The organism is Vibrio sp. 10N.286.49.C3 (assembly GCF_041469545.1).
GTDB lineage: Bacteria > Pseudomonadota > Gammaproteobacteria > Enterobacterales > Vibrionaceae > Vibrio > Vibrio tasmaniensis_A.
This window is the reverse complement of sequence record NZ_JBFRKT010000015.1, coordinates 53037-72359: the sequence shown is the minus strand read 5'-3', so window position 1 is coordinate 72359 and position 19323 is coordinate 53037. Positions and strand designations below refer to the sequence as shown.

General features: G+C 44.3%; 19 protein-coding genes. 7 read left to right on the top strand and 12 right to left on the bottom strand.

Annotated elements, in window-relative coordinates; all coding sequences use genetic code 11:
- Positions 1 to 55: 55 nt before the first annotated feature.
- The 4 genes from AB4180_RS08140 to AB4180_RS08125 all read left to right on the top strand — a co-directional run bounded on the left by AB4180_RS08140 (position 56) and on the right by AB4180_RS08125 (position 5462).
- Positions 56 to 1840: an SgrR family transcriptional regulator gene (locus tag AB4180_RS08140; protein ID WP_102250232.1), complete on the top strand. Its 1785-nt coding sequence runs from the start codon at positions 56 to 58 to the stop codon at positions 1838 to 1840.
- Between the two features lie 187 nt (positions 1841 to 2027).
- Complete coding sequence (locus AB4180_RS08135; protein ID WP_102250233.1) at positions 2028 to 3080, top strand: MBL fold metallo-hydrolase; 1053 nt, start codon at positions 2028 to 2030, stop codon at positions 3078 to 3080.
- A gap of 67 nt (positions 3081 to 3147) precedes the next feature.
- Positions 3148 to 3912 carry a fumarylacetoacetate hydrolase family protein gene (locus AB4180_RS08130; RefSeq protein WP_009844734.1) on the top strand — a complete coding sequence of 255 codons (765 nt, stop codon included), beginning with the start codon at positions 3148 to 3150 and terminating at the stop codon, positions 3910 to 3912.
- A 191-nt stretch (positions 3913 to 4103) separates the two neighbouring features.
- Positions 4104 to 5462 (top strand): Na+/H+ antiporter NhaC family protein, encoded by a 1359-nt coding sequence (locus AB4180_RS08125; protein WP_102250234.1) that lies wholly within the window; start codon positions 4104 to 4106, stop codon positions 5460 to 5462.
- Positions 5463 to 5605: 143 nt separating this feature from the next.
- Here AB4180_RS08125 and AB4180_RS08120 read toward each other — a convergent pair whose 3' ends face one another.
- On the bottom strand, positions 5606 to 6166 hold the full coding sequence (locus tag AB4180_RS08120) for a cysteine hydrolase family protein (protein WP_102250235.1): 561 nt from the start codon (positions 6164 to 6166) through the stop codon (positions 5606 to 5608).
- Positions 6167 to 6255: 89 nt separating this feature from the next.
- On the opposite strand from AB4180_RS08120, the gene AB4180_RS08115 reads away from it, so the two are divergent.
- Positions 6256 to 7188, top strand: a complete 933-nt coding sequence (locus AB4180_RS08115) for a GlxA family transcriptional regulator (RefSeq protein ID WP_102250236.1) — start codon at positions 6256 to 6258, stop codon at positions 7186 to 7188.
- A 110-nt stretch (positions 7189 to 7298) separates the two neighbouring features.
- The gene (locus tag AB4180_RS08110; protein WP_102250237.1) at positions 7299 to 8366 is read left to right on the top strand and encodes an AraC family transcriptional regulator; all 1068 of its coding nucleotides are present in this window, start codon (positions 7299 to 7301) and stop codon (positions 8364 to 8366) included.
- A gap of 20 nt (positions 8367 to 8386) precedes the next feature.
- Here the strand turns inward: AB4180_RS08110 and AB4180_RS08105 are convergent, their stop codons facing one another.
- From AB4180_RS08105 to AB4180_RS08090, 4 genes are all read right to left on the bottom strand, one after another.
- Positions 8387 to 9400: an alpha/beta fold hydrolase gene (locus AB4180_RS08105; protein WP_102250238.1), complete on the bottom strand. Its 1014-nt coding sequence runs from the start codon at positions 9398 to 9400 to the stop codon at positions 8387 to 8389.
- A gap of 124 nt (positions 9401 to 9524) precedes the next feature.
- The gene (locus AB4180_RS08100; RefSeq protein WP_102250239.1) at positions 9525 to 10685 is read right to left on the bottom strand and encodes a multidrug effflux MFS transporter; all 1161 of its coding nucleotides are present in this window, start codon (positions 10683 to 10685) and stop codon (positions 9525 to 9527) included.
- A gap of 310 nt (positions 10686 to 10995) precedes the next feature.
- The gene (locus AB4180_RS08095; RefSeq protein ID WP_050621763.1) at positions 10996 to 11376 is read right to left on the bottom strand and encodes a hypothetical protein; all 381 of its coding nucleotides are present in this window, start codon (positions 11374 to 11376) and stop codon (positions 10996 to 10998) included.
- 155 nt (positions 11377 to 11531) lie between these two features.
- A complete protein-coding gene (locus AB4180_RS08090; protein WP_102250240.1) occupies positions 11532 to 13244 on the bottom strand; it encodes an RluA family pseudouridine synthase in 1713 nt (570 codons plus the stop codon).
- 290 nt (positions 13245 to 13534) lie between these two features.
- Between AB4180_RS08090 and AB4180_RS08085 the strand changes: the two genes are divergently transcribed.
- Entirely contained in the window at positions 13535 to 13987 is a 453-nt protein-coding gene (locus AB4180_RS08085) for an NUDIX pyrophosphatase (RefSeq protein ID WP_102250241.1), read from the top strand.
- A 17-nt stretch (positions 13988 to 14004) separates the two neighbouring features.
- Here AB4180_RS08085 and AB4180_RS08080 read toward each other — a convergent pair whose 3' ends face one another.
- The 7 genes from AB4180_RS08080 to AB4180_RS08050 all read right to left on the bottom strand — a co-directional run bounded on the left by AB4180_RS08080 (position 14005) and on the right by AB4180_RS08050 (position 19228).
- The gene (locus AB4180_RS08080; RefSeq protein ID WP_102250242.1) at positions 14005 to 14442 is read right to left on the bottom strand and encodes a bifunctional diaminohydroxyphosphoribosylaminopyrimidine deaminase/5-amino-6-(5-phosphoribosylamino)uracil reductase RibD; all 438 of its coding nucleotides are present in this window, start codon (positions 14440 to 14442) and stop codon (positions 14005 to 14007) included.
- Positions 14443 to 14706: 264 nt separating this feature from the next.
- Positions 14707 to 15234: a DUF4823 domain-containing protein gene (locus tag AB4180_RS08075; RefSeq protein WP_102250243.1), complete on the bottom strand. Its 528-nt coding sequence runs from the start codon at positions 15232 to 15234 to the stop codon at positions 14707 to 14709.
- Between the two features lie 76 nt (positions 15235 to 15310).
- Positions 15311 to 15898 carry a nucleotidyltransferase family protein gene (locus AB4180_RS08070; RefSeq protein WP_102250244.1) on the bottom strand — a complete coding sequence of 196 codons (588 nt, stop codon included), beginning with the start codon at positions 15896 to 15898 and terminating at the stop codon, positions 15311 to 15313.
- On the bottom strand, positions 15891 to 16184 hold the full coding sequence (locus AB4180_RS08065) for a putative quinol monooxygenase (RefSeq protein ID WP_017102477.1): 294 nt from the start codon (positions 16182 to 16184) through the stop codon (positions 15891 to 15893). The genes AB4180_RS08070 and AB4180_RS08065 overlap by 8 nt, the downstream gene beginning before the upstream one ends.
- 964 nt (positions 16185 to 17148) lie before the next feature.
- Complete coding sequence (locus AB4180_RS08060; RefSeq protein ID WP_017102475.1) at positions 17149 to 18006, bottom strand: hypothetical protein; 858 nt, start codon at positions 18004 to 18006, stop codon at positions 17149 to 17151.
- On the bottom strand, positions 18006 to 18860 hold the full coding sequence (locus AB4180_RS08055) for an ABC transporter ATP-binding protein (RefSeq protein WP_102250246.1): 855 nt from the start codon (positions 18858 to 18860) through the stop codon (positions 18006 to 18008). Before AB4180_RS08055 ends, AB4180_RS08060 begins: the two co-directional genes overlap by 1 nt.
- On the bottom strand, positions 18857 to 19228 hold the full coding sequence (locus tag AB4180_RS08050) for a GntR family transcriptional regulator (RefSeq protein WP_012601023.1): 372 nt from the start codon (positions 19226 to 19228) through the stop codon (positions 18857 to 18859). The genes AB4180_RS08055 and AB4180_RS08050 overlap by 4 nt, the downstream gene beginning before the upstream one ends.
- Positions 19229 to 19323 lie beyond the last annotated feature (95 nt).

Here is a 19323-nt window from a genome sequence, read left to right as displayed (position 1 = left end):
ATGTGTTTTATAATGGGCTTAATCAGGAAGGGTTGTTTCTAAAAAGGTTCATTATTTGTCTGATCTAAACATGATGCGTTACTACACAAGGCTAGATTCGTTTGAGCCTAACCTCTCACATTCGGTTACCTTAACTGAGGTGGCAGACAAGCTGTTCACCAGCTTGCGCCATGCACGAACTTTGTTAGGCAAGATGCATCAGGCTGAATGGTTGGTGTGGGAGCCAAAAGTCGGCAGGAATCAACGTTCTAATCTGACTTTACGTTTTAGCAATCAAGAATTGACTCAACATGTTGCTAGTAAACTGATAGAGCAGGGCAAATACGAAAAAGCACTCTCAATTTTAGACAACGACCGCGCGATATTTGGCTCTCTCCTCCAAGAAACCTCTGGCGCGACGATGCGTGAAGGGCTGCTGCACGTTCAATTAACCTATAAACGTAAGTTTGAAGACCTATTCCCGCATCATATTCACCGCAGTAGCGAACGATTTTTGATCAGGCAAGTGTTCAGTTGCTTAGTCACTTGTAATGGCAAGGGCAAGTTGAAGCCTGAACTGGCGCACCATTGGGAATATGATGCTGAAAAATTAGTTTGGACTTTCTATTTGCGCCCAGGCCTAACCTTTCACGATGGGCAACCCGTTGACGCCAAGCAGCTCGTATCGTTGTTTACCGCCTTACAACCGCTACCTTTCTATCAGACAGAGTTAGCCCATGTTGCTTTGGTTTACAGTGAACAGCCGTTAAGGATCAGCTTCCAATTGACCAAAGCAGACACTGGCTTCGCGGGCTTATTGGCTGGCGTTAAGTATTCGATTCAACCTGCTGCGCAAGTGACTCGTGAGCCATCGCCATTGAATTCTGTGTCTCATGCCGTGATTGGAACCGGCCCTTTCAAAGTGGTTGAGACTAATAACGAACGGATCAAGCTTGCCGCATTTGAACACTATTATGGTTGCCGCTCTCTAACGGATGAGGTGACTATTTGGCAATTCGAAGAGTCGATGACGGGCAGTGCTCGCTTTGATGACAGCCAAATGCAGGTGTCACCTTATGAAGACTCGTCTTGTTTTCATCAACTCGGAAAAAGCGACGCGAAGCTGGTGTCGGCTGAAACTGATGGCCTTCGTAGCCGAGTCGAGGATGGGTGCTTATTTATCCTGTTCAATCAGAATTCAGCGGCAACTCCGCTTAATAATGAGCAGCGAAAATACCTTTCAGAACTGACCAACCCACAAGCGATTTTATCTCAGTTGGAAAAAAATAAGGGTTTGTTCAGTGTCTCTTTAGCTCAAAACATACTGCCAAGTTGGCAAAAACTGTATCGAACGCCTTCGAAAGAAGCACAATTACCGAAAAAGATGAGTATTGCAGTTTATGACTATTATGCGTTGTACCGATGTGCCATCTGCGTTTCAGACATATTGAAACGATATGGTGTGGAAGTTGAGGTGAACACCTACAGTTTTCGAGAATTGGCGCAGCTCTCTCAAAGTGGCGATTTAAAAGAAGACTTGGTGCTGTGTAACTTGAACCTAGACGACAATGCGCCATCTTCACTGTTCTCGTGGTTGATGAATGATCCTGTTTTGCACTCGGCACTAGGTGAGATGAACAGTGATTGGCTCAAGCAGCGCTTGGATAGTCATAAAGCATCCGTTGAACTGCCTAATTACTTGGTAGAGTTGGAGCCCGTTGCATCCACGTTGATTTCTGATTATTGGCTAGTGCCTATGTTCCATCACCTACAAACAGTTCGTTTCCAAGGCATTTTGAAAAACGTGGCCATCACAAACTGGGGATGGCCAGACTTCAAGAATGTATGGTCTGCTGATTGACCTTTCTTACTAACTAAATAACTAAGTTAGCTCGTTTTCAAAATCGGTTTCTCCAAAATCGACTTTGGCATGCTCACGTCTAGGTAAATTAAAAGTTACACTCATTGGTTTACTTTTGTCTTTTGATATGTAAACTATCCAGTGTAGTTTTTGTATTGGGTTTATCCCAATGATTAAAGAGATACCAATGAAAAAATATCTATTACCGATTTTAGGAGTACTTGCCGTGGTCGCTATCGTAAGCACAGGTTCACAATCAAATGACAATCTAGATAAGCTTCCGAAGAAGTTTGTTAACAGTGAGCTGGAATACAAATCGGGTATGTCTGATATTTTTTCAATCTTGAAAGCATACGTGACAGTGGAAAGGAATGAGCCCGTGCCGCGCGCTGCATTGCCTTTGATTCCAATGACAGCTGAGCAATTGATCGAAGAACAAGACGACGTTGCTTACCGCTTAGGTCACTCCAGTGTGATGATGAAACTGGATGGGAAGCTAGTGATGACTGACCCTGTGTTCAGTGATCGTGCATCACCCGTGCAATGGATGGGGCCAAAACGTTTTCATCCGACACCAATCTCACTGCAAGAACTGCCTGATATTGATGTGGTGGTGATCAGCCATGATCACTACGACCATTTAGATAAAGGTGCGGTTAAAGTATTAGCCGACAAAGTAGGGACATTCTTGGTGCCACTTAGAGTCGGAGCGCTACTTGAAAAGTGGGGCGTGGATAAAGCAAAGATCATCGAGTTGAACTGGTGGGAATCGGCAACGGCCTCAGACATTGAGTTTACTTTGACGCCGACACAGCACTTCTCTGGACGTGGCTTGCTTGATCGTGACCAAACACTGTGGGGTAGCTGGGTTATTAACGCTTCAGACAAGAAAGTCTTCTTTAGCGGTGACTCCGGTTACTTCAGCGGCTTTAAAGAGATTGGTGAGCGCTACGGGCCGTTTGATTTAACCATGGTCGAAACGGGCGCATACAATTCACTTTGGGCGGATATTCATATGTTCCCAGAACAGAGTGTTCAGGCACACATTGATCTGCAAGGTAAGGTGATGATGCCAATCCACAACAGTACCTTCGACCTTTCTATGCACGATTGGCAAGACCCAATGGAACAAGCACTGGCGATAAGCAAAGAGCGAGATGTACAAATGGTAAGCCCTGTGATGGGTGAACGTTTGGTGATCTCAGAGCCCGTACCTGTTCAGGCATGGTGGAAACTGTAATTGGATGCCTACCCACAAGCTATAAATTTCAGTATTATAAAGCCCTATAATTTCAGGGTGATAAGACATGCAAAGTAAGTTTAAACAAGCGGCAAAAGAGTTACTAAGCTACCGAGTTGCTGGTATGAAAGCAGCGCGAATGAGTGAGCAATTTCGCCCGAACAACCTTGAAGATTCTTTACACATTCAAGCATCAATGGTTGACCTTCACCGCAGTAAAGTCGGTGGTTGGAAATGCCTGTTGCCATTGAGCGAAGAGAAGTTGATCGTTGCGCCTATTTTCGAAGATAGCGTTCAGTTTGGTTCTGAATGCGAGGCTTTTTCGGATAACGGAGTAGTTCGTATTGAACCTGAAATTGCTTTTGTCTTGGCCAAGCCTTTACCAGCAAATTCCAATGGTTACACTGAAGAGCAAGTTAATGAGGCTATCGGTTCGTGTCGCATGGCTTTAGAGCTTATTCAATCCCGCTTTGCTGATGATAGTGGCGTAGAGTTCTATGAGGTGTTGGCCGATGGCTTAGCTAATCAAGGTTTGTTTCTTGGTCCTGAGCTTAGTAAAGAGAGCGCTTTTGCAGCAGCGAACTTTGAGATTACTATTACTCAAGATGAGAAAGTGCAAGCCTTCTCTGGTAAGCACCCAAACTCACTACCACAAACTCCTATCTATTGGCTGATTAACACTATGACTCAACGCGGTGTTAGCTTCGAAGCGGGTGAGGCCATTATTACCGGGTCATATTGTGGTGTTGTTGAAGTCGAATTCGATCAACTAACGACAGTACGTTATGACGAGTTAGGCGAATATGAAGTGATATTTAAACAAAAGTTATAAAGCTTTCTGCTTACATGATCTGTTATCCAAAGGCTGCTTACTTGGTTAGTAAGTAGCCTTTTCTATTGTGTGATGTTCAATGGTGTGCTTATTACTTTGCATTAAATTGGGCGTTTAGACGTCTAGACGTTGACAAGCTCTAAGTGTGACATTAGTCTGCTCACCTTCCTGTTCTATTGCGTTGATGTTCCATGTCCAATTCAAAAAATTCTAATGCTGTAATTGCCCCTTCGGTAGTTGCGCTTATCCCTCTGATCGTGTTCCTAGCGCTGTTTATTGGTGTAGGTACGTACTTGTCACTGCAAGGCGTCGATTTTGCTTTCTATCAGCTTCCAGCTCCGATTGCGGCTTTGCCTGCAGTGATGCTAGCGTTGTTGCTAAGCAAAGATAAATTGAACCGTGCTATCGAACAGTTCTTAGGTGGAGTCGGTCACAAAGACATTATCGCAATGTGTATGATCTACCTATTAGCGGGTGCTTTTGCTGCTGTGGCTAAAGCTTCTGGTGGCGTGGACGCGACGGTAAACCTTGGTCTATCGGCGATTCCTACGAGCATGATTCTACCGGGTATCTTCCTAATTTCAGCTTTCATCGCGACAGCAATGGGTACGTCGATGGGTACCATCGCTGCGGTAGCACCTGTTGCATTAGGCATTGCTGATTCAGCGGGCATGAGCATTCCACTAACAGCAGGTGTTGTTCTGAGTGGTGCTATGTTTGGTGACAACCTGTCTATCATCTCTGATACCACGATTGCCGCGACACGCTCGCAAGGTTGTGAGATGAGAGACAAGTTTAAAGAGAACATCCGCATTGCACTGCCTGCTGCTCTTATCGCGATCGTTATCTTTGCTTTCAACAGCACGGCAACTCAGGTTCCTGAAACAGGCCCAATCGAGTGGCTAAAAGTACTGCCGTACATCACCATCCTAATTCTTGCGGTATCGGGCATGAATGTATTCGTCGTGCTGACAATTGGTATCTTGCTGGCGGGTGGTGTGAGCCTAGGTTCTGTTGAGCACTACGGTTTGACGGATTACGCTCAAGATATCTATGCAGGCTTCGGCAACATGCAGGAGATCTTCTTATTGTCGATGCTGATTGGTGGTTTGAGTGAGCTGATGCGTCGCCAAGGTGGATTGGCGTTTCTGACTAACTTGGTAAGTGGTGTGATTCGTGCGTTTGGTTCTTCCCACTCTAAGCAAGCGAATGGCCGTGCGAGTGAGCTAGGTATTGCTGGCTTGGTATCTATGGTGAACCTATGTACGGCAAACAACACGGTAGCAATCATTGTTTCTGGTAGTGTGGCTCGCCAATTGGCGGAAGAGAACAATGTGTCTCCACGTCGCTCAGCAAGCTTGTTGGATATCTTCTCGTGTGTGATTCAAGGCGTATTGCCTTACGGTGCGCAGGTATTGCTATTAGGTTCGGTATTTAACCTATCGCCTTTGGAAATCGTGTCTAACTCATACTACTGTTTTGCACTTGCAATCGTGGCTGTGGTTGCTGTGTTTATCAAACACCCAGCGCGTCAAGTGGCTCAAGCTTAGTAGTAATTGTCCAAGTTGAGTGATCTCAGACTCTAATAAGAAGGCTCCGAAAGGGGCCTTTTTTGCGCCTGAAAGAATTGTTTGGAAGCTAATTCTGATTTGAATATAGATAAAACCGCCCATGTGGACGGTTTTGAGTCTGACTAAAGTTGGCTTTCAAGCTCGCTGACCGTTGCGACATTACAGTAACCAAAGCTAAGCGCTGCCATGAAAGCGGCATGGACATGAGCTGCTGGAACCTTAACGCCATTGAACTCCATGTCTAAGGTTGTGCAAGCGTCATGCGCTACGTGGCATTCATAGCCTAAGTCGTTTGCTGCACGAGTTACAGCATCAATACACATGTGGCTCATTGCGCCAACGATGATCAGCTTTTCAACGCCTTGCTCTTTTAGCACTTTGTTCAGTTCGGTGTCTCTAAAGCTATTGATTTGATGCTTTACTATGACTGGCTCACCGTCTAGCGGAGTCACGCTGCTGTGGATTTGAGCACCGTCTGATTCTGGTAAGAAGAACGGAGCATCATTCGTCGGAAACTCATGACGTACATGAACCACAGGAAGTTGCTTGTCTCTGAAAGCGGATAATAACTGTGCACCTTTTTCTGCTGCTTTCTCTGTTTCAGACAGCGCCCATTTTGCACCTTCGTATGAAGGGAAATAGTCATTTTGAAAGTCGATAAGTAGTAATGCAGTGTTTTTCATAGTTTATACCTTTGTATTTGGTGTATTGCGGTGTAGGGATATTATGAATACTCTGTAGTTTTTATCGCACGTCAAAAATGACAGACTCTATGGCAATAGTGACAAAATCAGTAATGGTCGAAATCATCGACTACCCAGGCTCTCTGCAAAGTGCCGTGTTTGGCGTGAAAGAGTTTCTGCAGATGGCAAATTCTCTTGAACCTTCGGCTGAGAAGACTCAATTCAACGTTCAGATCCAAGCGCATGACAGTGTTAGTGTGTCGAACGCCGATATCATCATACTCCCACCGAATTTAGATGGTTGTTACTATCTAGAGCCGAGTGACACCTTGCTTGAGTACCTGATTGAGTCTCACCAAAGGGGGGCGATACTTTGCTCAGCTTGTGCGGGCGTGTTCATTTTGGCAAAAACAGGTTTGTTAGAAGGGCGAACCGTGACCACGCATTGGCAAGCGCAGCAACAGTTTTCGGAGCAGTATGCTGAAGTCGATGTTGATGTCGACAAAATCTTGATCGATGACGCTGACATTATTACTGCGGGTGGTTTGATGTCGTGGATGGATCTTGCTTTGTTTATCCTGACTAAATACACGACACCGACTAACACTCGTAATCTAGGTAAATACTTGGTGCTTGATACGGGGTTGAGAGAGCAACGTTACTATCAGAGCTTTGTGCCGAACTATGCTCACGGTAATGACAAAATTGTGTCGGTGCAGCGTTTTATTCAAAAGAACCATCACCTTTCGTTGTCTCTTGATCAATTGGCTGAAGAAGCGTTTATGACTCGAAGAACTTTTATTCGTCAATTTACAAAGGCGACCAGTTTTACGCCGATTAACTATATCCAACATGTGCGTGTTCAAAGTGCATGTGAGTTATTGGAAAGCTCCCACAAACCGGTAGAACAGATCAGCTATCTAGTTGGTTATGAGGACGTAAACAGCTTCCGAAAAGTCTTCATGAAAATCATCGGTTTAACACCATCAAGATTTCGTTCTAGATTTCTTTCTGAGGAATGATTTACCATAGATTGATATTCAATACTTATCACTCGCACTGATTCAATGGTTCACTTACTGAATATGTGACGTGATATTGAAATGATCTTTTCTCGAACATAAATGGAATTTTGATGCTCGCTATTCCCTTGCCATTTGTTGCTGCTCTTTTGTTATTTATCACGGCCGTTTTGCTTCGATATAGTTACCCACAAACAAGTCAAAAACCATTTTGGTTTATCATGTTGTGTGCATTGATGATTACTGTCGTTGGGCTACGTTGGACGTTTGATATTGCACTGTTTCGTTTCTTACAACCGGTTCTAGGGGCAAGTGTACCGGTGGCTGCGTGGCTCTGCTTTGCGGGAGCTCATCGAAGTAAACCTTTGTCTGTTTTGCATCGCTTAGGCCCAGTCGTTGTTCTGGTTGGCTCCTTTTCTTATTCGTATATTTGGGATGGAACGATTGATCTATTGTTGATCTCGCTATATCTCAGCTATGGCTGCTTGTTGTTGAAATCATCGTTTAACTTCCCAGAGCACGTCAGGCTGAGTGATGTATCGAATGTTTTGTATGCTGAGCGTACGGCAGGTATAGCCTTACTGTTTTCGGCTCTCGTGGATAGCATTATTTCGTATGATATTTTGCTGCTTAACGCACAACACACCGACTTAATTCTGTCTATTGGTTACCTAGTTCTTATTCCCGCAATTGTTGGGGCTGTAGTCGTTGTGAGTACTAGCACGGCACCAATTCAGGAACAAAACCAACAGCAGAGTGAACTGACAACGTCAAACCATTATCCTGAAGCAATTGATGTATCTCCGGCATCGTCGACAAGCTTAAAAGTGGATGAAGAAGTCACGCAGATCGTCGCTAAGTTTGATGCGTTAATGAAGGATCATCAGGTGTTCAAAGATCCTGATTTGTCCCTCAATCGAGTGGCGAGAAAGCTAGGTATCCCAGCTCGAAAAATATCGTCTGCGGTTAATCAAACTCACCACCAGAACATTTCAAAGGTGATTAACGCCTATCGAATTGAGCACGCTAAGACTCTCCTGATGCAAAGTGATGAAGCGATAACTGATATCTTCCTTAGTTCCGGTTTTCAGACTAAGTCCAATTTCAATCGCGAGTTTTCAAGGATAACTGGGCAAACTCCGAGTGAGTATAGAAGTTCGCCACAAGTGTTAGATTGAGTGTGTTTGCTTTCCGTTTATCAATTCAGAAAGCTAACGATGTCGTTTAAGATCAATTGATGTAGCTGGTCGCGTGATATACCGACGCCATCTTTACAAATAATGCCATCGCCTGGCACTTCTTCTTCAAGCATCGGTACTGCCCCAGGTTTGCAACTTTGAATGAAGCTGAAATGGGTAGCGCTTTCATAGACCTTATAGCGTCTTAAATTAACAGGCATGTGCTCAGCAATGTAGCCAGATTCTAATGCCTGAGGTAGATCCCCAATATCAATCCCAGCCGCCAATATTAAGGTTGGCACTGTAATGTCATTTAAGTTGCCGACTGAGAAACTGCGAGCAAGCCCCAGATCAAGGCTAACTACACGTTGAATTCGAGGGTCTGAAAGGTTTTTATTGCTTGGTTCTGAGGGTTGGGCTTGTGATAGCCCTAATTCATCAGACAGCCCACAGGTACGCGGGTTAGGGTATATAAGACACTCGGCTTCAAAGGTCGCTCTATCTATTTTCGCTCCTGCCAATTGCATCACTGTCCAGCCTCCTAACGAGTGTCCGATTGCAGCGATATTGTTGGCGTTAACAGTTTGCTTCCATTGAACTTCGCTTAACAGGTAATCGATGGTTCGAATGATATCTCGCGGCCTTTCCCACCACTTGGCGGCTTGCTCTGGAGATTGGTCGAAAGAGGTGGTTCCCGGATGGTCAGTGGCCGCTACGATGTAGCCACGACTCGCAAGTTCGGTCGCCAACCAATTTTGGTTTCGCCAGTTTCCTCGGTAGCCGTGTGATAGCAGTACTACTGGAAAAGTGCCTGAGTGAATCTCAGCATCTTTGATGACTTGCGTACCGATGAACGCTGGGTTATCGCCAATCAAGGTTGTGTCTGACACATCTTGTGTGGGATACCAAATGGCAGTGTTTAGCGGGCGATTAGGATCGTCAGTTAAGGTGACTTGAGTGAAGCCGACACCGGAAGCGATGGATGAAGCGCAAAGGAAAAGTAGGGATGTGAACAGTAAATGTATCCATTTCATGGTTTAACTCCAATTGAGGTGATTGGAGCCAATATGCGCTAAAGCCAGTGAGGGCGAGACCTCAAACACGATTGAGGACGCCCTAAATCGTGTTTGAGTACAAACTTAGCTATTTTGGATGTGCCTAATTCAGTTTCTTAGTCACGAACTCTTTGTTTCTGACCATCAGCCACATCAGGCCGCCTAGCGTACCGACGGATAATTGAATAAAGCCTAGGTTTTCAATCAGTGACTCTGGGCGTATTGAAACCAACACCATGCCAAGCGAGCCACAAATCATGCTGAAGAACTGTATCAGTGCGACGGCAGAGCCCGTGTCATGATCTTGTTGATTCAACATCAAGTTGGTACCCGGTACTCGCATGATGATCGCCATTAATGTCGCTGGTGCAGCGATGAGCATGAAGAACCAAGGGGACAGGTCGCCAATAGTTAGGGTGAAGATTCCCGCAAGCGCTAATAAAGCAAAACATCCAGAGATGACATTTTGAACTGATATTTTGTAGGACAACTTCATATAAATTGTTGGGCCAAATGAGGCACACAATGCATTGAACGCGAAAGCGTAGCTGAATTGCTGTTCGGTCAACCCGAAGTCATTGATGTAGATATAAGAACCTGCGGCAAGAAAGCCCATCAGCGCCATTGGTGTGATAGAGAAAATAACCAGCAGCTTTATGAACGACCGATTCTTCATGACCACGGCCAGCCTTCCCCATGACCGGAAAATAGAGCCTTGGTATTTGCTTTCAAGCGTCTCTCGGTAGCAAAGCGCCAATACTGATGCGAATGCACCAAAAATAGCGAGAGTGACGAACATCATTCTCCAAGACGCTATTTTCAGCAGGAAAGCACCAAATACAGGCGCGACCATTGGTGCGATGATCACCAGTGACATGATAGTCGCCATGATCTTTTCACGTTCTCGGCCGTCATAAAGATCTTTTACAATGGCAGTCGCGATAACGGTGATGGCACTGCCCGCAAAGGCTTGGAATACACGAGCACTAATCAACTGTTCGATGCTATTGGTCATCGCGCACAATATGCTCGCGACCATATAGCCCGCTAATCCAATTAATAGGATCGGCTTACGACCAAATTTTTCGCTGAGCGGCCCCCAGAACAAAAGACCGATGGCGTAAGTAACGAAGTAGCTGCTCAGGGTTAGGTTGACCATGGATCGGTCAGTATTAAACACCTCGACCATCTGCGGAAGCGCAGGTAAGTAAAGGTCGATGGTCAATGGAGGGAAAGCACTTATTATGACGAGAAAAAATAGCATACCGGTCTTTCCCAGTACTGGTTGTGGTCTCTTCAAGGTGGCTCTCCGTTGTCCAAGATAGGTTTCTAATTGATGTGATATTGATATACAGAAGGCTAAGGCACGTCAGACAAGAAGGATAGAGGCGTTCGAGAATATAGTGAAAGTATCGATGAGCTTATCTCTATGAGTTCGAATCTACGAAGTCGGTCTGCGCACTGAATTGTATTACAAAATATTATTACTTTTATAGCTAACGAGTTCAATCAGTTAGTAGCAGGGTAGCTTGTAATCGCCAACGACACATTGTAATGATTATCGAGTTGGCTTGTTATCTTTTCTTTGGGCGCTTTTCGACTAAACCGTTACGCTCTAAACCGCGTCTAACGCTACTGCATAGCTTACCAAAACGGCGCAGTTCTTCGAAGTTAGGGCCTTGGCCAATGGAAATACTGTGCTCCCAATACATTAACTCGCTGTCGACCATCTCAAGTAGTTTCTTAGAGCAACCCGAGCAGTTTCCTTTTGGACCACAGATAAACGTCTCCGACTCGTAAAGTGGGAGTTCGTTTTTAACTTCTTCAATTAAGTTAAGCATTGCCAAATTTAGATTAGGCTTTTTGGTTGCTAGTGGTTTCAAGCTTGGTGCTTGCGCAGTTATCAAAGAAGAAGTTTGTGTGTTGTGGTGCAAATTCAAAGCAGCTGATGACATATCAAAGGCCTCAAGGAGAGAAGAAGGTGGGCATGCTACTCTTCACAACAAAGTGAATCTTGATGTAGTTCAATAAGCGTGGAGATATATCCAAAAGAGGTAGGAGCCACAAGCGGTGTGACTCCTTTTTTAAAGCTCTTTACTAATGAGAGATTTTAGAATTCAGCGTCGAACTGGAACTCCATCCACTCTTTGGTGACTGGGTGGTGTAGTGCTAGCCTTTCTGCGTGTAGGTGCAGTCGGTCGGCTTTGTTGCCATATAAGCCGTCACCAACGATAGGCATGTTAAGCCCTTCTTCATGTGAACAGTGAACACGTAATTGGTGTGTGCGGCCCGTTTTCGGGTGCAGATAAACCTTTGTTGTGTCTTGGCTTCGCTCAATCACTTCCCATTTCGTTTCAGCAGGCTTGCCGTGTTCGAAGCAGACAATCTGACGAGGACGATCGTATAAATCTCCACGTAGTGGTAAGCGAACATAACCTTCATCTTGCTCTAAAACGCCTTCTATCATTGCCACGTAACGCTTCTCAACTTCACGAGTAATGAACTGCTTCTGTAGGCTTTTGTTCGCACGTCGTGTAAGCGCAAATATTAGAATGCCAGAGGTCGCCATATCCAAGCGGTGGATAACAAATGGCCCTTCAACATCGGGATGCATTTCTTGAACACGAGTGTAGGCCGAATCTTTTATGGTTTTACCCGGTACGGATAGAAAACCTGCTGGTTTGTGTACCACAACGATGTGATCGTCTTGGAACAGGATATCGAGGTCTTTGCCTTCTGCTGGGTTCTCTAGCAATGGGTTGGGATCGACTTCCAAGCCTTTCATCATATGGCCTAAAATCGGTACACACTTACTTTGGCAAGACGCGTAGTATTTCTTGTGCTTACGGATTTCCGATTTCGGTGAACGACCCCACCAAAATTCAGCCAATGCCAGCGGTGTGTAACCGTTCAAATACGCGTATTGCAGCAGCTTGGGAGCGGCACATTCGCCAGAACCCGCTGGTGGTATCTTGTTTGGTGTGTCTTCAAAGATCTGGTTGAGATCCTCAATGTTTCCTTCCGCATTTTGGAAAGCGTATTGTGAAAACAGTTTGTGCTGAAGCTGATGAGAAAGGTGTGCTCTTTGCTCTTTTAGCTCAGCAAGTTGAGTCGTGAAAACATCAACTTTAGCTTGCAACACTTGCAGGATCTGTTCCCAGTTGAGTTTTAGGTACTTCTGCTGGTTCTTGTCGGCGACACTGGCTTTGTTAAGCTCATTGTTCAGTTGCTCGAAGGCTTGTTCATCAAGGTTTTCTTTACCTTGCTCACGTTGTTCTTTACGTGTTTTTCGGCCTTCTATAATCAACAAACGTTGTGCTTCGATCTCTTGCTCCGCTTGCGCTTTTTGCTGCGCCAGTTGCTCGCATAACTCAAGGTATTCAGTGTTTGCTTGCAGAGCTTTAAACTCAGCGTTGACAGCCATCATATCGGCCGTATCTTGATGGAAAAAGCTGTCACTGCTCAGCATGTCGAATACGGGTGGTACAAAGTGAGGCAATAGATTTTGGTCGGCGATTTTTCCAGAGAAAGCAGAGAAGTAACCCAATTCACCTTCAGGGCTTTTCACCAGTAACACACCAAACATTTTGCCGCGACCATCGTCAGAATCTAAGCCGAAGTCATGTTGCCAATCGGTTTGCGTTTCTAGATATTGTTGAAGCTGATGAGAGGCGATTTCACACAGTGGATGCGGTTCATAATAGAACGGGAATGTGAAACGCTCAGGCAACGAATATGACTCGATCGGCTGTTGAAAACGAGTGAAGCAATGCTCAGGAGTATGGCTGTTTTCTGAGTCGTGCGTTGGTTTTGATGAGTGCATAGTCGTATTAATACTTATATCGTGGTGATAAATGGTTGTGAGTCTACTGTGTATGTTTAAAGGTTTTAAACACAGTACAAGGCGGCGATTCTACTCTTTATCGAAAAGCGCCTCAAATAAGAAATGGTTCTATTACTGGATAGCTAAGCGAGACGGTTAACACGGAACCCATGAGTTATGGCCTGAACTTCATTAATTGATGAGTAACTTCTCGTTTTTAATCATAGAAGGTAACTTCACAAACGAAGGGTGGTAGCCTTGCGCCCTCTTATGAAAACTAAGGTAACGTTATGATTCCACTCAACACTTCGATTGTATCCGGTGTCGCTATTTCAGAGATCAACGGACAAATGAAAATGCTATTAATGAAGCGTGTTAAAGGTGAGTTTTGGTGCCACGTCGCAGGCTCGATTGAAGCAGGTGAAACAGGCTGGCAAGCTATCGTGCGCGAGTTTGAAGAAGAGACCCAAATTAAGGTGGAAGCTCTGTATAACGCGCAGTTTCTGGAGCAGTTTTACGAGGCGCATGTAAATGTGATTCAGCTAATCCCTGTGTTTGCGGTGCTATGCCCACCCAACCAAGCGATTGAACTGAATGACGAACATACAGAGTACCGCTGGTGCGATTTAGAGGAAGCGAAAGCACTTGCGCCGTTCCCCAACCAACATGCCGTCTACGATCATATTTGGTCGTATTTTGTCGATAAGCCAGTCAATCCGCTTTACCGAGTGAAATTGAATTAGCACTGGCTGTTTAAGAGCTAGGACTTACCAAGATACGGGGTTAAAAAGGCGCTTACCTGTTCTTGGCATAACCCTACATCGACTTTCACGCCGTGCGACTCGAGTATCGCCACACCACGACCATTATTGCGAGGGTCTGGGTCTAGCATCGCTACTACTACGTGTTTCACACCGGCTTTAACCAATGTACTGGCGCAAGCGGGTGTTCTGCCAACAAATGAACATGGCTCTAAAGTTACGTAAGCGGTAACGCCTTCCATTTCTCCATCCGTTTCGCAGTCATAGCCATTCAGTGCTTCAACCTCGGCGTGGTTTCCACCGACCTTTTGCGTATATCCAACAGACACCACCTTATCGTTTTTCACCAAAATACAACCCACAGGCGGGTTTGGTTGGCAATCGGGTAGGGCTTGGCGCGAAGCTTCAAGAGCTTGCAGCATATATTGTTGGTTCATGGTCGTTACTCAGTATGACGAGAGAGCGCAGCAGTTAGTCGCCAGGCGCGGTTGATGAGCTGGTTAGTCACTAACTTACTAAGCTAATAAATTATTAAGCTAAGCAAGTGGGGGCATGTTCGATCTGATTGGGCTTTTAGTCAATGGTTTTAGTACAGAGGCAAAGTTTGATTCGACATAGGTTAACCATGCTAACTACGGTGTCATAAGGTAGAGTTGATGTTGTCTACGCAATAGAGCTCAATTATTGAATCACCACGATAATTAATTTAATAGGCTAGCCATAAATTCGCTGACCGGCTCTGACAATAAATCTTGTGGGTGGTCACCGCCAAAGGTAGCTAGCCCGCTTTTTCCTTCGATTATGCCAGACTTAATAATTGCTTTTGTTTTAACATCAACAACTGTAATTTTTACGCTTACTTTATCTGGCTTTGCTGACCATTCAGTCGCGCGATCTTCCCAGTGTAATATGGTAGGAAAAATTAAGTAGTCGAACTCATTGCTTTTCGCATATTCAAGGACAAAATTGTAATCAGCTGCTTGGTTAGCGATTGCGACGTTGTTTAGTTTTGTGAATAACTCTGATTGAAGAGCTTTACTCACCATTAGTCCTGAGCCTGAATAATAGTGCTTCCCATATTCCCCATTCTTTGAGCGGCCGATTAAAACTGAATCACTTGTTTCAAATTTAGCTGTCGAGTTTACATCCGTAACCTGAAGTTTATGTGTATCAGCACACCCAATGATAACTAAGCTTATAAGTATCAGTAACGCACGTAAAATCGACATAATAGCTACCTTATATGGATGTGAGCTAATATTAACCATAGTTTATATTAAACATATTAATGTATAAAATTTGCGACTAATTAGTACGAGCGACAAAGGACCCTTTGAGACTCAAACAACCAATCGTTAACTTGGGCCAATGAGTTAACCAGTTTTTAGATTGAACTCGTTGGTCAAACACGTCTCTGCTGCGATTGGTATTCGGTGTGATCTTTAAATCAAACAAACTCTCTAAACCAAAAGCGGAAATACACTCGATTTCTCCTGTCGGGCTTTGCTTGACGGCGACTGCGGTTTCTTTCTCTGGCCAGTAACTCATCGCATCCAATGAGCTTTGATAGGGCTGATCCTCGTTTCGAGTATGCATGTTGGCTTGATTGCGAACTTGCCAATTTAATTCAGGCAACCGTTGTTGAAGTAGAGCCTCGTATCTAAGACCCGATTCGTAGAAGGTATCAATAGGATCAAAGTAGATCACATCAATATCATTAAGTGGAGTCGGGGAAGCATAACCATGTAGGTCGTCCCAAACGAGATTTCGCACAAAGCCCGCCGAAACATAACACTGCGGTAAATTCAGTTGAGAGACACAGTCTAAAACCTGCATTCGCAAGGGATCTTGTTTGATCAACGTGATGATACGGTTGGCTAGCGGGTCAATCATTAGGTGTCAGAACATCGGTGACTTGGTAGTGACGTGTTGCGTTCTTGGAGGTTTCACCCCACTCAGACGTTTTTACTCGCTGTTGGTGCGCTTCAAACGCCTCACGGTTAGTGAATTCTTCATACACTTCAAAGCGATTAGGTTGAAGCGTGCTTTGACTGACTCGAAACACGATACAACCAGGTTCTTCCAGTGTCAGTTCTTTGTGTACAACCAGCGCTTGTGTGACGGCTTCTAGGTCGTTGTCTGGCACTAGAATATGCCCTTGCAGAATTACTTTACTCATAATTACGTCCATTTAATTACGTCTATTTAATTTTGTCCACTACGGCTTTTGTCTATCAAAAGCTCTCCCCGTTACAAACATAATCCCATTTTGATGTTGTGACGTATAGGCTAATGTGGCGATTAATTGTTCACATTGAACATAGATCTTGTTGCACTGTAACTTCTTGGGTGAGATGAGTAATAAAAGATAAGATACTGGAACTAAATCCGTGTTAGTCCGGTCTATTAAATACGTATCACTGAACTGTATTGATACTGAAATGAATTTGTCATCTGAGATAACTAATCTAAATTTCGAACAACGGCTTAAGAGATTGAATTGAGCCATAGTTGATAACTAGGTCATACTTTGATGTAAATGGTACTCGAAACTCTATATATTTTGTGATTTGTATCATTGAACTGGGCATCAAACACCGTTAGATTCGAATGGTTGGCAATAAAAATAGCTCATGAAGAGCAGTTAAAGAAAAGGAAATATCCCTTATGAAAAAAATGAGAAGAGCACAGCTTCATCGCGTTCGCATCCAATACTGGAAAGACACAGCGAAAGAAGCTTCAAAGAAATAAGCTTTAAATCGTAAAGCTTTAAAATAAGAAAGCTGAAAAGCTTAATCATATGTAAAACGTAACAAATCGATTTCAATAGCACTCTCAAGGACCTTCATCTGGTCAGCGACTAAAGAAATCATCCCCCCAAAGAGCTGGCAGGCATTAACAATAATGCAATTCAATGTCAGCTCATTAATACCTCCTAGATTATCCTCACTCAGCACTCTGAAGCAAAACCAAAACCAACCACCAATCCGTACCTTTGCCTCTATCACGAAAACCGTTGTTATAATTCAAAACACCTAACAATAAAACAGCAGCCAATAAAAAAGCTCCTGATTTCTCAGAAGCTTTGATTTAGATTTTGATATCTGATTTGGTTACCCGTTGAGGGTTCAGAATAAGTGACTCTATCGATGGAACAGTGTTTTCAAACTGACATCGTCCGTTCGGTTCAGCTTCAAGCTCAGTAGACACCCGCCAACACCAATCAGTACATAAATACCCAAAGACAAAACCGGCGCTTCTGCAATCGCACTGAATGGGTTGCTCGCCGTTAGTACCTTTATTGGTAGTGATGCGACGAGAGAGAAGAAGTCATTGATGCCATAGAATCCAAATACGGCGACCGAGAGTAACTTAATCGCATAGCTTGAGATAAAAATGACAAGCAGTGGAGAATTCACTAACTGCGAAATTGCCAGAGTAACGGTTGCTAGTGGCAATAAAACCAGTGCAACTAACATCATTCGCCCAAAGAATACCAACCAATTGCTCAGCACATAAAACAGTGATTGCTGCTCTACTATCAATGCCAATTGTTGTTCGCTTGAGACGTTCAATATCCAGAATAGGAAGTCAGCGAATAGAACTAATAGCGCGCAGATAGCCGGAATAACCACTAGACCGAAGCCTAGCTTAACGCCGTGAGTCATGGCATTGGATACTGGCATACTTCTCCAAAACATCGAGCTTCCTTCTTGGCGCTCTTTACGCAGTGTTTTAGGGATGTAAAGCGTCGAAAGTATGAGTGAAATAAGGCCAGCACCAAAGTAGATCACTGAGTTGAGGTCTTGTGCGAACTCTCTGTGTATGTCGCTTACGTCACCATTCACTTCCATTTGGAAGAAAAACTCATGCTGCGCTGCGCCATTGAAAAACAAACTAACGAACAGCAAGAAACCACATAACGCGATAAATAGAGGTAATCGAGTGTTAATTTTGTGCTCGATCAGTTCTTTTTCTAGCATATAAAAAGTTGGGTGCATTATGCCTTCTCCGTCTGTGTTGCAAGGAATAGGTCTGCGAGACCAACGTTGTAGATGTTACCCAATGATTCAACTTGCGCTTTATATTGGCCTTCCAATAACCACTTAGTGGTTCCTAGCCCAGGCTGTGAGGTCAGAGGATTGAGTTTCTGGATTTCACTTGAGTGGTTGTTTGCGACATCGATAATGAAATAGTCGTTTTCGATGTCTTCCATGCTCTTTTGCAGCACACAGTGGCCATGTTTTAGAATCAATACATCCGTTAATAGGTGTTCAATCTCTGAAACCTCATGGCTGGCAATGATCATCGCGCGTTCGCCGTCATGGAACCACTCTAGGAGGTGGCGATAAAAAGTATCGCGGTAGAGCAGATCTAGACCTAGCGTTGGCTCATCTAAGATCAACACTTGAGTGTCGGTCGCGATGATGATCGCAAGGTGAAGTTGTACCTTCATTCCTTTAGAAAGCTGCTTGATAGTCGAAGTCAGCTTAATGTTGGTGCTACTTAACGTTTGTTCTGCTTTTTGCTTGTTGAAGCTTGGGTGAACGCCTTGTGTGTATCGAAGCAGTTGCTTTACTGTCATCCACTCAGGCAATACGTTCACATCTGAAATGTACGATAAGTGCAACATGAGTTCTGCATGCTGGTGGATAGGGTGATAGCCGTTAACTTCTATCTCACCTTGATAGCTGTGTCCGCCAAGCAGTGATTTGATCAGAGTCGATTTCCCTGCGCCATTGTGGCCTAGCAGACCAAGCACTTGCCCCGGTTTTAACTCAAAGCTGATGTTCTCGACACCCACTTGATTTGAATAGGTTTTGGTTGCGTTTTTCACTGAAAGTAAAGTACTCATGACTTGTCCTTTATATGTTGTTCTAGCTGTTTCACGAGTTCTTCGACACTCATATCAATGATGCCTAGCGTCTCAGCGATGGCTGGGATCTGTGTGTTGATGAATGATTGATGTGCGGACTCTTTCAATTTTTGAAGTGCCCCTTCTGCGACATACATACCTTGGCCGCGTTTTTTCTCTACCAAGCCTTCATCCACCAGTAACTGGTAGCTTTTCATGACAGTAAGGTGGTTGATCTTGAGATCGGCGGCAACCGCACGCACAGAGGGCAGTGCTTGTTGCTCTAACCAAACACCTTGAAGAATTTGGTCACTGATCTTTGCCGCTAGCTGCCTAAAGATCGGTTGGTCGTCTTTCCATTCGGTCATAATTAAAACTGCATGGTGATATACATGTGTATAACACTAAGCTTTTTATTCAGATTGGCAAGGTTTTTATAAAAATGAAGAGTATATTTTTATGT